Here is a 13,486-nt window from a genome sequence, read left to right as displayed (position 1 = left end):
CGACCGGCCACCGCTGACCGACGAAGAACTCCAAAATATGATTCAGCCACGACGGAATCTGGACATCCAAGGTGCGTCACCTACTGGATTCCATAGGACACACCACCGAAACAATCCGTTCGGGTACCTGGACGGCTCCTCTGCGCCACGAATCGGGACACATCGCCGATTGTCGGCAGCCAGGCCTGGGGATCGTCCACCATTGCTCGCCACCCCCCTGACCCGTCGAACGGCACGCTCAGCATGCCTTTCGGGGGGACAGCGACGACTGGACCGGGCGGTCGGCCTCGTGCGTACAGGGAAATCCCTTGGCACCCAAGGCCGCCGATCAGCGCCCGGCGTCGGACGGATCAAAGGTGCGCGGAGCTCGGTACAGCGCTCGCCGTGTCGTGTTCCACATAGCCGAGCGGCGGCCCGGCCAGTCGGTCGATCGCCTCTTCATCCGTCAGAGCCTGCGGTGCGACGGACCATCGACGGCGCAGGGCGCGCTCGAGCCGACTCAACGCCGTCCGATCCGCCTCGCCCAGGTCCGAGGAGTCCGGCTCGCCTGGTAGCACCTCCCGCAGCAGCACAGCGGTCGTCGGGACTGCGATGTCCTCGGACGGCGGCGGGCTGCCTTGACGCACGGCGAGGACCTTGAACCGGGCGCCGGCCAGAAAGACTGCCTCGTCCAGCTCCTGCCGCTCGGCCAGCGCGCCCGCCTGCCGGGCGGTACGGGACCAGACCAGGTAGTCGACGTCAGCGCCCTCGACTGCCAGGCCGGCACCGCTGACGCTGCGGAACCCTGGCTCGACCAGTGTCGTTCCCTCCGCGTAGAGCTGCTGTGCCGGCACCGCTAGCCGGCCCTGGCAGAGCATCGCCCGCCGGCACGGCGGCAACCGGCGCAATCCGGACACCAGACACGACAGGTAGCTGGACAGCTCCGGCTGCTGCCCGACCCGCAGCCCGGCATTGAGCCGGGCCGCGCCCAGCTCGGACCGCCCGAAGTAGACACGTACCGCCACCAGGTCGATCTTGGCCTTTGCCGAGATGTCCTGGCGCAGCGCCGGCCACGCGGCCAGTGCGGCGTTCACCGTGGTGATCGAGTCTGTGTACGCGGGTCCGAGGGCCGCGGTGAACTCACGCTGCTCGGCCAGCGTGCTGTCGCGATCCGGCACCGCGGTCCCGGCTGCCAGTGTGTAGCGGTCGACCGCCCCGGTGGTGGGCTGCGACGCCGGTGCGGGCTCACCGCCGGATGTCGCCGGAAGCGGCACCGCGACCGACGGCAGCTCATCCACCGTAGATGGAATGTCGTCCGGGTGGTCGTCGCTGGGCAGCTCCAGGTCCGGCCCGGAGCTGGTGATCACGGGCGGATGGCCGAGCGGGCCCTGGGCCGGCGGGGCGGGCAGCGGCTGCGGGACCGGCGCAGGCGCGGCAGGCGCAGGCGCGGCAGGCAGCGACGAGGGTCCGGACGCCGCGTCCACCGCCCGCGCAGGCGCGGACTGTGGAGACGCCGGCACCACCACCCGGGCCGGCAACGGTACGGTCAGCCGTGGTGCCCCGGCAGCCGGGCGCGTCGACGCGGGGGCTGCCTGGTCCACGTACAGCAGGCTGATCGTTTCTTCGGCCGACGCGTCGCCGGGTCGACCGTCGAGCAACGCGGCCAGCCGGGCGGTAGCGGGATGGTCGAGACCCCGGTCCACCCGAAGATCGTCGGGTGCCATCGCGACGGCGCTACACAGCGCTGCCACCAGCGGCTCGGATGCCGCCACGTCGAACCGCAGCACACCCTCGGCCGGATCGACGAACGCCAGATCCGCCCGGCGGTACTCCCCCATCGCACGCAGCAGGATCCCGGTCGCTGAGACCTCCGCCAGCAGCCGGGGCTCGACCGCGTGGCGGTAGAGCCGGTCGGCGACCCGCACCCAGCCGGTACGCAGCAGTGCTGGCGGCGTCCCGGCAGGCCGGCGACGGCCGACCGGCTGCGGCCCGGCAGCGAGTCGGCCGCTGTCGCGTGACGCGTCGAGCGCCACCGCGAGCCGGTCCAGCCACTGTGGCCGTGGCGGTGCCCAGGCCGGGTCGAGCAGGCCGAGCTCGATCCGGACCGTCGTCCGGGGCGGCAGTCCGGCGAAGATCGCGGCAAGGTCGACCGGCTCGACCGGCGGCTCACCCACGTGCCGGAGTACCAGTGCCGGCCCCCGTGGATCCACCGGGACCTCGAAGGCCGGGTCCGAACGGTCGACCGCCGCCACGCTGCTGGCCCGTAGCAGCACACCGGCAGGAATCGGGTCGGCGACCAGGCCCGGCAGTCCCACCGGGCGGTCCGGCAACGCCACCTCCCACGGCGGTAACGGATACCGGTTGGCGACCACCCGAGGGTCGGCGCCGAACCGGAACGATCGCCAACCGGAGGCACCGGTGCCGCTGGCGACGTACCGGGTGCCGTCCGGGGTGAGGTGAATCGGCCCGTCCGGGGCCAGCAGCTCGGCCCCGACGTGAGTGGCCAACCGCAGCAGCCAGCTGGCGTAGGCATCCTGCGGGCGGCCGAGACCATCGGCGGCCACCCAGACCCTCCGGGCACCCAACGCCTGGGTCGCGTGTTCGACCGCACCGCGGAGCGCGGCACCACCCATGGGGTGCGCCAGCGCCCTGCCGGTGACGAGGATCAGGACGTCGCGACCGATGACGGCGGCGGCTTCCCGCAGCAGCTGCCAGAGCAGCGCCGGCGGGTCTTCGGCATGCGACACCACGGCGACGTTGCCGTACCACTGTGGGTAGAGGGTGCGTGCCGGCGGCGCGCCCGCGCCACCGGGCAGCCGTCGCCGGCTGAGCCACCGCGGCAGCGCCATCCCCACCAGACCTCCAGGTTCCACGAGGCCCGAACTGCCTCCCCTCGCCGCGTACCAGATTGCCGCATCGGCCGCGGGCGGCGGACCCGGCCCCGAACGACGCACATTTCTACGGGATAACCCTTGCTGGGGGCAACCGGCATCAGCCGGATCGACGGACCGCCGCACGCCACTGCCAGCCGGCCAGCAGCACACCTACCAGGGCCAGGCCGGCAAGGGTGATGTTCCAGTCGATCCGGGCAGCGCCGGCCGGCCCAGGCTGGACGCCTGGGTCGACCACGTCCTGTTGCACCTGCACGGCCTCGGCCGGGTCGATCAGGCCCCAACCGGTGAGCGGATCGGGCGGGACTCCGCCGACCCGGTCGGCCGTCCGCTTGATCTGCTCGGCGGCGGCGATCGCCGGCAGTCCGGCCGCCGCCGAGCGGATGAGCGCGGCCAGCCCGGCCACGAACGCGACCGCGAGGTGCGAACCGGTCCGGACCACCTCGCCGGAACCGTTCGCGCTGAGCGTGACGACCGCCGCGCCCGGTGCCAGGACGTCGACTGTGTCGGGTTGGTAGTCGCCCACCAGCCGGTTCGCGGCGTCGACCGCACCGACCCGAAGCAGGCCGGGCATCCGGCCGTCGCCGACGAGCTGATCTGCGGCTACCACGACGACCACGTCACGGGCGGTCGCCGCACGAACGGCCGCGGCCACGTCGGCGTCGGTGAGGTCGACCTGCCCGGCGAGCATCACCACACTGGCGCCGGCGGAGACCGCTACCTGCAGACCGAGGGCGAGCTGGGCGGAACGCCGGCGGCCGTCGACCTCGTCGATCCGGATCGGAACGACGGTCGCGTCAGGTGCGATGCCCACCAGGCCGCTGCCTGGCCTGGACCGGGCCACGGCAACCCCGGCCATCTCCGTGCCCTTGCCCAGACAATCGGTGTTGGCGAAGCCCTCACCAGAAACGATGTCGGCACCGGCGGCGACCTGACCGGCCAGCGCCGGTGCGGCCGCGTCGATACCCGAACCGATCACGCCGATGGCGATTCCCCGGCCGCGACCGGTCGGCCAGGCCAGATCGGGTGCCAACCGCAGCTGCGCCCACGACGTCTCGGCCACGATCTGGTTCACCGGTGCCGGGCAGTCCGCCACCGGCGCGGCCCGCGCCGGGACCGGCGCAGCCACCGCCGGTGCCGGTGCGATCACCACACCGGCCACCGCCGCTGCCATCAATCCGGCCGACCATCTGCCGGCCACCGCCGCCATGGTGCGGCCAGCGGCTGCGGTCGGCGTCACCTCGCGCCCCGCCACAGCAACAGTGACGCCGCGCCGACGAGGCCGACCACCGCGATCAGCAGCACCGCGCTGACCAGCCGCAGCAGGTCGGATGAGACCGACATCGGCTCACGGCCGGTTGGCTGCGGCGCGGCGGCGGCCGCCGTCGGTGCGGCGACGGCGGGGGGCTCGCCGACCACCACGCCGGGGCCGGAGGCGTCCGGCGGCAGCAGGAGCACCCAGCCCGGCTCGATCCGCGTGGGGTCGACCAGCGTGTCGCCGTACGGTTGCTGTCGTCCCTGGTTCAGGTCGAATATCTCCTGAAGTCGATTGCCATCACCCAGCGTTGCGGCTGCGATAGCGAACAGGTACTCCGGCTGGCTGTTCACGGGCGGGCCGACGATGTAGTACTTCACCGGGCCGGCACTGGCCGGTGCCGCCACCAGATCAGGCATTCCCTGCGTTGCTCCCGACGCTGAGCCGGGCGTCAGTAGCAGGGCCGCCCCGAGCACGAAGCCTGGCACTCTGGTGGTCAGCACGGTGTCGCCCCCCGGACCGCTCCAGCGCCTTGCGGCTGCACGCCGGCCGCAGACAGCCGGACTCGCTCGAGGATACCTGGCACGACCTGCCGATCCCGCTCCGCCAACGAGGCCATGCCCGATCGCCTCGGATAGGCTGTGGCGGATGGATCCGGACGACGAGTCACCCGGGAGGTCAGGCCGCAGCCGGCCGCTGATCCTGCTGTGGGCCGCGACGCCGCTCGCCGTGGCCCTGGTGCTGATCCAGTTTGTCGGACCCGAACAACCGTCCAGGGCCGACTCCACCGTGGCGTACGGCGAAGCACAGCTGGCACCGGCCGCCCCTCTTCCGGAATGGCCCGCGCCAAGCCTCGAGCCACCGTCGCCACCGTCGACCCCGCGATCCGATCAGCCCAGTCCGCTGCCGGCAACGGGTACACCGCCGCCGCTCACGCCAGCGGCCCGGCCAACCGAGCCGGCCCAGTCCACCACGCCGGCATCCACCCCGGCCGCGCCCGGATTCACCGCCGTCAGCGTCGAGGCGGAGGCGTCAGACAATCTGCTGGGCGGCGGTGCCGGAGTGGTCGACTGCGCGACCTGCGACGGCGGAGCCCGGGTCCGGTACATCAGCGACGAGAACTACCTGGAGGTGTACGCCACCCTGCCGGCGGCCGGCACCCGTACCGTGACGGTCCGTTACGAATCCGATGGCAACCGGAAGGCCGCGGTGCAGGTCAACGGCGGGCCGGTCACGGTGCATCCGGTGGCCAGCTCCGGTGGCTGGGAGACACCGGCGACCTTCACGTTCGAGGCATACCTGCCGGCGGGCCGAAACACGCTGCGGTTCTCCGGGTACTCTCCCGACATCGACCGGATCGTCCTCAGCTGAGCAACCGGTCGGGGAACGCGGGCCGCTACGCGGTGCTCTGCGGTACCGCGAGGGTCGTCGCCGATGCCCTGGCCCATGAGGTGACGGTCGCCGACCCGTACCGGCTGACGAAGTCCGGGCCCTCGGTGACCGGCGGGCCTAGCTGACGCAGGCGTGGGCAGGGCCGCCGGACCCGAGTCGTCATCAAGAGTTCACCTGCTCGAGCCGGCCGGGTGCTCGGACCTCACCGACCGCGTTGAGCTGCAGATTCACCCCTCCCGCGCGAAGTTCTGGCACCACCACCGGCCGTTGTCCACGATTAGCATCAAGGCACGGTCGCGCCGTACACGGGCCGCTACGGGCGGAGGAGGAACACGGTTGAACGCGCCGTCCTTCAGCGAGCTCGGCCGCTTCCTGGACACCAATCGACAAACGCTGCTGACCGTACTCACCGCGCTGGAGCTGTTGATCCTGCTGGTGGTGGTGCTGCGGTGGTTCGACCGCCGGTACGGTCTGCGTGGCACCGGACGCCGCCTCCGGCACGGCGTCGTCGGTGCCGCCCGGGACCTGGCGACGCCGATCGTCGGCTTCATCCGGCTTCGACGCGGGATGCGAGTGGTCGCCGAGTGCTTCGCCGGCCCGGGGCCGGTGCCGGCGGCCAGAGCCGGGATCGTGTCGGCCCGATCGGCGTTGGCCGACCGGGAGGACTTCTGGCCGTACCTGGTGCTGCTCGGCCGGGCGGAACTCAGCGTGCGGCTCGCTGGCGCGGCAACGGACGCGCCGCCGCCAGCGGCGGAATCCCCGTGGCAGGTCACCGGGCCCCGCCACTGGCGGGCCCGAAACCCGCTGCCCCCGGTGCCCTGGCCGGGCACCGACGACCCACTGCCGATCGCCGTAGGGGTGCAGACCAGGAGGATGGTCCTGCTGGATCTTGCCCGCTGCCCCGGGGTCGTGTCGGTCCACGGTGCCCCGACACCGGTGCAGCGGCTGGTGTCCGCGCTGGTCGTCCAGCTGGCGGCCCTCACCGGCGGGCATGGTGTGCACCGCCTGATCGTCGCGGCGGAGCCCGGCTACGGACTCGGGGCGGACGGTGCCGAGCGGATGCCGCTGTCCGAGGCCCTGACGGCGCTCGCGACCCGGCTGGCGCCCAACGGGCGTACCGTCCTGGTCTGCCAGCGGCCCGATCCACAGACCACAGCACGGCTTGCCAGGCTCGTCGCCGATGACTCAGGGCTGTTGGTCCTGGTCGCCGGCTATTTGCCCGGATCACGCTGGCGGTTGCGGGTCGACCTGGCCGGTCGGGTGACCGCGCCGGAGCTGCTGCTCGACGTGGACTCCGCACCTCTCGCCCGGTGCCTGCGGCCCAGCCGCCGGACCGCGCCCACCGCACCCGACTGGGCCGAGGAGGAGTCATCCGGGTCCGCGGCCATCGGCACCTCCGCTGGGCCAGCGGAGCCGGCCGTGCCCGACCGCGCCCGGCCACCCGACCGGCCGTCACCGGCCACGCCGCCGACCGCTCATCCACCACCCGATCCGCCGGCTCCGCCCACCGCCAACGACGACCTGATCGAGCAGGCGCACGACGGGCAGCGGCCGACGGCCTACTCCGGCACCGAGTCCGCCGGCCGAACCGGAGGCCGATGATGCGCCTGCTGCTGACCGTCGTCTCCGGCGGAGCCGGCCGGGACGTCGCACTGGACATCGACCCGGACACGCCGGTGGGTGCCCTCACCGAGCAGGACGGTTCCCCAGGCGACTGGTACCTCGACGGGGCGCGGCTGGATCCGGCCTGGACGGCGAGCCGGGCCGGACTGGTCGCCGGGATCCGGCTGGGCAACGGTGCGCCGGCACCCGGCGGCGGCGTGCGGTACCTGCCGGGTGACCGCCGAACCCACTGGTTGGAGGTGCACGGCGTCGGCGGACCGGGTGCCGGGCAGATCTGGCCGGTCGGCCTGGGCTGCCACGACATCGGCTCGGTACCGGGTGCGGCGATCGATCCGGGCGGCAGCGCAGTGCCCGCACACGCCGCCCGACTCACCATCGACGAACAGGGTCGCGCCTGGGTGACCACCGGTGGCGCCGAGGTACGGCTGGCCGTGCCGCAACCCCCGGTCCCGACCGAGCCGACGCCCGCGCCCGGGTACCCGAGCCGTCCAAAGCAGCGCGCGGCGGACCTGCGGTCCGGGCAAGGGCGGGACCACGCGGACGAGCCCGACGGCTCAGGACGAAGACTTGACGGATCTCGCCGCTGGTCGCCCGGGGTGGACCTGGCGGTGGGCGGCAGCCTGCTGCGGCTGGTCCAGCGCCCGGCACCGGATGCCGCGGTGACCCCGGCCGTGGACGTGCCGATGCTGGACTTCAACCGGCCGCCACGGATCGTGCCGCCGTTGCTCTTTGCCCGGCGACGGCTGCCCAGCCCGCCGAGCAGGCCGAACAGCCGCCCGATCCCGCTACTGATGATCCTCGCCCCGATGGTGATGGGCCTGGCGTTCGTCTTCCTCTTCCGGTCGTACTTCTTCCTGCTGATCATGGCGCTCAGCCCGGTCCTGGCATTGGCGAACTGGTACACCGACCGACGCGGCGGCCGCAAGCGCTACCGCAGGGATCTCGCCGAGTACCTCCGCAAGCGCGGCCGGATCATGCGGGACCTGACGGCGGCGGTCGCCGAGGAACGGTCGGCCCGGTGCGAGGCGTCGCCCGACCCGGCGACCGTTCTGTACACAGCCGTCGGCCCCGGCCGACGGCTGTGGGAACGACGCCGCCGCGACCCCGACCACCTTGTGCTGCGGGTCGGCACGATGGACCAGCCGTCGCTGATCGACGTGGAGGACCCGGCCCGCGCCGAACCCGACCGGCAGCTGCGCTGGATCGTGCCGGACGTTCCGGTCACCGTGGATCTGGTCGACCGCAGGGTGGTCGGCCTGGCCGGCGCGGCGGAGACGACGTACGCGACGGCACGCTGGCTCGTCCTCCAGGCCGCAGCCCTACACAGCCCGCGTGACCTGCGGATTCACGTGTTGACCGAACCGGCTGGGGAGGATCGGTGGAGCTGGGTGCGCTGGCTGCCGCACACCCGGCCGACCGAGGAGGGTGTCCCGACCGCCCGGCCCTACACGCTGGTCGGCAACGACCCGGAGACCGTGGCGAACCGGGTGGGTGAGCTGGTGTCGCTGGTCGCCGCGCGGACCAAGGCCCGGGGTTCGCAGCTCGGCCAGGTCCTGTTCAGCGAACCCGACGTGGTGCTGGTCGTCGACGGCGCGCGACGGCTGCGCGACGTGCCCGGCATGGTGCAGCTGCTCACCGACGGGCCGGCAGTGCGGGTCTTCGCGCTCTGTATCGACGCTGAGGAACGGCTGCTGCCGGAGGAGTGCACCGCCGTGCTGCGCGCGGACGCCGACGGGCTGACGGTACGACAGACAGGCGTTCCCGAGGCAACCGGAGTACGTCCGGACGTCGTCACGGCGCAGTGGTGCGAGCGGGTGGCGCGGGCGATAGCCCCGCTGCGGGATGTCACTCCGGACGAGACGGCCGGGTTGCCCGACCGCAGCCGGCTGCTGGACCTGCTGGACGCCGACCCGCCGGACAGCGTCGATCTGGCCGCCCGCTGGTCGCGGCAACCCGCGTCCACGAGTTTCGTGATCGGTAGTGGCTTCGACGGAACGGTCGCGCTCGACCTGGTCCGCGACGGGCCGCACGCGTTGATCGCCGGGACCACCGGTGCCGGCAAGTCCGAGCTGTTGCAGTCCATGGTGGTCTCCTTGGCCGCGGCGAACCGCCCGGACGAGTTGACCTTCGTCCTGGTCGACTACAAGGGCGGTAGCGCGTTTCACAGTTGTGTGCGGCTGCCACACACCCTCGGCCTGGTCACCGACCTGGACAGCGCGTTGGTGGTCCGGGCCCTGGAGTCGCTCGGCGCCGAGTTGCGCCGCCGTGAGGAGATCCTGGCCGGAGTCGCCGTCAAGGACCTCGTCCAGTACCGGACCATGCGTGGCCGCGATCCTTCGTTGCCGGCGGTTCCCCGGCTGGTGCTGGTCATCGACGAGTTCGCCACGCTCGTCCGGGAGGTTCCGGACTTCGTCCCCGGGCTGGTCGGCATCGCCCAGCGGGGCCGGTCGCTGGGAATCCATCTGATCCTGGCCACCCAACGCCCGGCCGGCGTGGTCACCACCGACATCCGCGCCAACACCAACCTGCGCGTCGCGCTGCGGGTCACCGACCCGATGGAGAGTACGGATGTCATCGACGTGCCGGACGCCGCGATGATCCCGGTGGCCACCCCGGGCCGGGCGCTGGCCCGACTCGCCCACCGCTCCACCCTGCCCTTTCAGACCGGGTACGTCGGCGCGGTGTACCAGGGTGCCGACCCGGACGCGCCGCAGTCCCTGCCGACAGCGCCGGTGCACCGCACGGAGTTGCCCTGGTCACGGCTCGGCCGGGCGCTGCCGCCGCCGGTGGAGCCGACACGTGACGGCACCGCGCCGGACGCGTTGGCCGCCACCGACCTGGACGTGCTGGTCGACGCGCTCGAAGCCGCCGCCCGGGAGGTGGGCTGCGAGCAGCAGCCGAGCCCGTGGCTGCCGCCGCTGCCGCCGGTCGTGCTGCTGGACGACCTCGCCCTCCCGCAGTCGCGTACCGGTCCCGGTCTGCCGCCGGTGCCGTACGCGCTGGCCGACCTGCCACAGCAGCAGCGCCAGCCGGTGCTGGCCTGCGACCTCGCCGCGCTCGGACATCTCTACGTGTTGGGTGCCTCCCGTTCGGGCCGGTCGCAGCTGCTGCGCACGCTGACCGCGTCGCTGGCCCGGTCGCTGTCCACCGCCGACCTGCACCTGTACGCCGTCGACGCGGCCGGCGGGTCGCTGATGGTGCTGTCGGAGCTTCCGCACTGCGGCGCGGTGGTGCCCCGGGCGGACCTGGAGCGCCTGGAACGCCTGTTTGATCGGCTGCAGGGCGAGCTGGCCCGCCGACACGAGTTGCTGGCCCAGCATTCGTGCGCCGGACTCGACGAGTTGCGGGCGGTGCTGCCGCTGGCGCGGCGGCCGGCGCACCTGATGCTGCTGGTGGACGGCTGGGACTCGCTGGCCGCTGTCCTCAACGACCACGACGGCGGACGGCTGCTGGACCAGTTCCTCGGCCTGCTGCGGGAGGGACCGGCCGCCGGGCTGCACCTCGTGATGTCCTCGGAACGATCGCTGTTGACCGGACGGGTGGCCAACCTGAACGACCACCGGATCATGCTGCGGATGACCGACCGGACCGACTACTCGGCGATCGGCGTCAACCACCGTCGGGTGCCGGAGGTGGTGCCACCTGGGCGCGGCTGGCAATCCACGGACCAGGCGGAGATCCAGATCGCCCTGCTGGACCCGGATCCGTCCGGCCCGGCGCAGGTCGAGGCGATACGTCGGATCGCCGCCAAGGCCACCGCCCGTGACAGCGGGGTGCCGGCGCACCGCCGGCCGTTCCCGGTGGCCGGACTGCCCGCTGCGGTCACCTTCGCCGAGGCGTTCGCACAGGTCCCGGACGAGCAGCGGCGTCCGCTGCACGCGCTGCTCGGAATCGGCGGCGATGCCGCCGAGCCGAGCTATGTGGACTTCACCGGCCGGCAGGCGACGTTCCTGGTCGCCGGCCCGCCCGGTTCGGGCCGCAGCAACACCTTGGCCACGCTCGCGGTGTCGCTGCTGGCCGGGGGTACCGCGCTGGTGATCCTGACGCCCCGCGAGTCGTTGTTGCGCCGGCTGGCGGCACACGGCCGGGTGCGGGCGATCGAGGGGCCCGCACCGGACCCGACGCAGGTCAGCGCCGCGGTGGAGGAACTGGGCGGCCCGTTGGTGGTACTGGTCGACGACGTCGACCTGTTGGGCTTCGCCAACCCGGTGGAGGCGGTACTGCGCCAGGTGGTGGGCACCGGCCGGGACCGGGCGCTCGGCCTGGCCTACGCGGGAACGGCCGAGACCCTCACCCAGTCGTTGGGCGGCTGGATCGCCGAGGCCCGGCGGTCGCGCCAGGGCGTCCTGCTGGCGCCGCAGTCAGCGATCGAGGGTGACCTGGTGGGTGCCCGGGTGCCTCCAGGGCTGCTGCGTTCGGGCAGTCGACCGGGTCGCGGCCATGTTCCGGACCCGGCGACTGGCGCGCTGAGCACGGTGACGATCCCGCACACCGTGCTGCGCTGACCACGACCGGCGAACCGCAGCCGGGCTGGCCAGCGCAGGCCCGGCTGCCGATATCGGCAGCCGGGCCTGCGGGCGGCACCCGACGCGAGGCTCGCAGCGGGTCACTGTGCCGGTGGCGGCTGGGCCAGCGCCTGATCCATGTCGCTCAGATTCTTCGCGATCATCGAGAAGCTCGACGCGAAGCTCTCCAGGTTGCTCACCGCCTTGGTCAGCGAGGTGGTGAACTCGGTGTACTGCGCGCTCATCACCGGGCTGGCCTGTTGCAGGTGCAGACCACCCGCGCTGGTCAGCAGCTCGCTGACGCTGGCCTGCAGGCCGCTCAGCACGTTGGCGATGTCCGCCCCCTCGGTGGTCAGCCGCCCCGCGACGGTGTTGATCAGGGCGTAATCGACGTTGACTTCTGCCATCGGATGCCTCCGGTGCGTCGGATCAGGCGGCGCTGCTGGACGAGGCGATCTGCTCGTCCATGGTGCGCAGCTGAACGGTGATGTTGTGGAACTGCTGGGCGAAGGAGCGGATGCTCTCGATCGCGGCGGTCAGCTCGGTGTTGAAGGTCTGGTACTGCCCGCTGAGGGTGGGGCTCGACTTCTGCAGCCACAGGCCACCGTCGCTGGTGAGCAACTGGGACACCGCGGCGAGCAGGTCCTCCAGCCGCGGGACGGTCTGCGTCACGGCGGAGTTGAGCTGGTCGTTGACCGTCTCGACCTTGCTGAAGTCGACAGTGATGTTCGGCACGAGGAAGCTCCAAGGAGTTGATCTACATGGTGACGGAGGTCCAGGGAACGTGGTCGTCTCCAGATGGCTCCTCGGAGACGAGCGTCCACTCTCCGGTGTGCGGGTTGCCGGTGTAGGTTTCGGTGCCGTCCGGACCGGCGACTGTCTTCGTCCCGCTGTCCGGTCCGGTCACCACGATGTCGGTCGTGGTGGTCTCGCCTTCGTGGTCGACGGTGACCTGATGGGATCCGCCGTCCGCCGTCGGAGTGACCGTGCTGGTGGTGGTGCCGTCGTCGGTGGTGGAGGTCACCACGAACGAGCCGTCGTCGTTGGTCTTCCTCTCGATCCTCTCCTCCATGCCGTCGGAGTGCGTGATGGTGGTGGTGTAGTCGACGACGTCGATCTTGCCGTCGCCGTCGGTGTCGCGGTAGGTGAACTCGGTCGTCTCGGTGAAGGTCAGCCCGTCACCCGAGGTGACCGTGGTGGTCTCGGAGATGACGTTGCCGTCGTCGTCCAGGACCGCTGTGGTGTTGTTGCCGCCCACCGGTGAGGTGCCGTCGATGGAGGTGGGCGGATCCCCCGGCTCCGGCACCGGATCGCCGCTCCACACCGGCACCGAACCGTCGACGAGGTTCCCGTCCTGGTCGTAGTACTGGAAGGCGATCTCCCGGTCCTTCAGATCGAGGTAGTGCTCGTAGGCGGCGGTATCGGACTGCCAGCCGCTGATGCTGGCCCTCAACCGGTCCAGGTTGACCTTGCCGGCGATGTCGGCGTCCAGGTCGAAGTAGGCCTTGGCGATGCTCTCGAACGTGTTCGCCAGCTCGTCGAGCAGCTCCATCGAGTCCTTGAACGGGGTGTGACAGGCGGCGAAGAAGGCGCTCAACGTCCCGTACAGCGCCGCATTGCCGACCTGGCCGGAGTCGACGACGGTCCCGTCGGCGGTGACGACCGACCGACGCGATCCGGTCTCCACATCGAACTCGATTTTGCTCTTCAACTCGCGCAGGCTGCCCGCGAGTCTGTGCAGCAGCGCGTAGTCGAGCACCAGGTCGGCCAACCTGCTCCCCTCCTCCGGCTCGTCGACGTGTGCCGTCTGTGAGGTTCGACGCGGCCGGGGCGGTCAGCGG

The 13,486-nt window shown here is 72.0% G+C and carries 10 protein-coding genes; 3 read left to right on the top strand and 7 right to left on the bottom strand.

Features of this window, described 5'->3' with window-relative positions:
* Window positions 1-350 precede the first annotated feature (350 nt).
* The 3 genes from ACFHVL_RS25840 to ACFHVL_RS25830 form a co-directional block, all read right to left on the bottom strand.
* Complete coding sequence (locus ACFHVL_RS25840) at window positions 351-2,828, bottom strand: hypothetical protein (protein WP_416631033.1); 2,478 nt, start codon at window positions 2,826-2,828, stop codon at window positions 351-353.
* A 142-nt stretch (window positions 2,829-2,970) separates the two neighbouring features.
* Window positions 2,971-4,110: a S8 family serine peptidase gene (locus ACFHVL_RS25835; protein ID WP_416631032.1), complete on the bottom strand. Its 1,140-nt coding sequence runs from the start codon at window positions 4,108-4,110 to the stop codon at window positions 2,971-2,973.
* The gene (locus ACFHVL_RS25830; RefSeq protein WP_416631031.1) at window positions 4,107-4,544 is read right to left on the bottom strand and encodes a LysM peptidoglycan-binding domain-containing protein; all 438 of its coding nucleotides are present in this window, start codon (window positions 4,542-4,544) and stop codon (window positions 4,107-4,109) included. The genes ACFHVL_RS25835 and ACFHVL_RS25830 overlap by 4 nt, the downstream gene beginning before the upstream one ends.
* Window positions 4,545-4,773: 229 nt before the next feature.
* Between ACFHVL_RS25830 and ACFHVL_RS25825 the strand changes: the two genes are divergently transcribed.
* On the top strand, window positions 4,774-5,496 hold the full coding sequence (locus ACFHVL_RS25825) for a hypothetical protein (RefSeq protein WP_416631030.1): 723 nt from the start codon (window positions 4,774-4,776) through the stop codon (window positions 5,494-5,496).
* Window positions 5,497-5,521: 25 nt separating this feature from the next.
* Here ACFHVL_RS25825 and ACFHVL_RS25820 read toward each other — a convergent pair whose 3' ends face one another.
* Window positions 5,522-5,680: a hypothetical protein gene (locus tag ACFHVL_RS25820; RefSeq protein WP_416631029.1), complete on the bottom strand. Its 159-nt coding sequence runs from the start codon at window positions 5,678-5,680 to the stop codon at window positions 5,522-5,524.
* Between the two features lie 173 nt (window positions 5,681-5,853).
* Here ACFHVL_RS25820 and ACFHVL_RS25815 point away from each other — a divergent pair, with 173 nt between their 5' ends.
* On the top strand, window positions 5,854-7,119 hold the full coding sequence (locus ACFHVL_RS25815; RefSeq protein WP_416631028.1) for a hypothetical protein: 1,266 nt from the start codon (window positions 5,854-5,856) through the stop codon (window positions 7,117-7,119).
* Window positions 7,119-11,645: an FtsK/SpoIIIE domain-containing protein gene (locus ACFHVL_RS25810; protein ID WP_416631027.1), complete on the top strand. Its 4,527-nt coding sequence runs from the start codon at window positions 7,119-7,121 to the stop codon at window positions 11,643-11,645. The genes ACFHVL_RS25815 and ACFHVL_RS25810 overlap by 1 nt, the downstream gene beginning before the upstream one ends.
* 101 nt (window positions 11,646-11,746) lie before the next feature.
* Here the strand turns inward: ACFHVL_RS25810 and ACFHVL_RS25805 are convergent, their stop codons facing one another.
* Genes ACFHVL_RS25805 through ACFHVL_RS25795 form a run of 3 tightly spaced genes read right to left on the bottom strand, consistent with a single transcriptional unit; the run spans window position 11,747 to window position 13,416 of the window.
* Window positions 11,747-12,052 carry a WXG100 family type VII secretion target gene (locus tag ACFHVL_RS25805; protein ID WP_416631026.1) on the bottom strand — a complete coding sequence of 102 codons (306 nt, stop codon included), beginning with the start codon at window positions 12,050-12,052 and terminating at the stop codon, window positions 11,747-11,749.
* A gap of 22 nt (window positions 12,053-12,074) precedes the next feature.
* Entirely contained in the window at window positions 12,075-12,380 is a 306-nt protein-coding gene (locus ACFHVL_RS25800; protein WP_416631025.1) for a hypothetical protein, read from the bottom strand.
* A 22-nt stretch (window positions 12,381-12,402) separates the two neighbouring features.
* The gene (locus tag ACFHVL_RS25795) at window positions 12,403-13,416 is read right to left on the bottom strand and encodes a hypothetical protein (protein ID WP_416631024.1); all 1,014 of its coding nucleotides are present in this window, start codon (window positions 13,414-13,416) and stop codon (window positions 12,403-12,405) included.
* Between the last annotated feature and the right edge of the window lie 70 nt (window positions 13,417-13,486).

This window comes from Micromonospora sp. LOL_023 (assembly GCF_048060115.1).
Classification (GTDB): Bacteria; Actinomycetota; Actinomycetes; order Mycobacteriales; family Micromonosporaceae; genus Micromonospora_E.
This window is presented reverse-complemented; position numbering and strand designations above follow the sequence as displayed.

Excerpts from the sequence above, each read along its gene's own strand:
- ACFHVL_RS25825 (WP_416631030.1), top strand. The coding sequence starts at position 4,774 with ATGGATCCGGACGACGAGTCACCCGGGAGGTCAGGCCGCAGCCGGCCG.
- ACFHVL_RS25840 (WP_416631033.1), bottom strand. The coding sequence starts at position 2,828 with ATGGCGCTGCCGCGGTGGCTCAGCCGGCGACGGCTGCCCGGTGGCGCG.
- ACFHVL_RS25830 (WP_416631031.1), bottom strand. The coding sequence starts at position 4,544 with ATGCCTGATCTGGTGGCGGCACCGGCCAGTGCCGGCCCGGTGAAGTAC.
- ACFHVL_RS25820 (WP_416631029.1), bottom strand. The coding sequence starts at position 5,680 with ATGACGACTCGGGTCCGGCGGCCCTGCCCACGCCTGCGTCAGCTAGGC.
- ACFHVL_RS25805 (WP_416631026.1), bottom strand. The coding sequence starts at position 12,052 with ATGGCAGAAGTCAACGTCGATTACGCCCTGATCAACACCGTCGCGGGG.
- ACFHVL_RS25810 (WP_416631027.1), top strand. The coding sequence starts at position 7,119 with ATGCGCCTGCTGCTGACCGTCGTCTCCGGCGGAGCCGGCCGGGACGTC.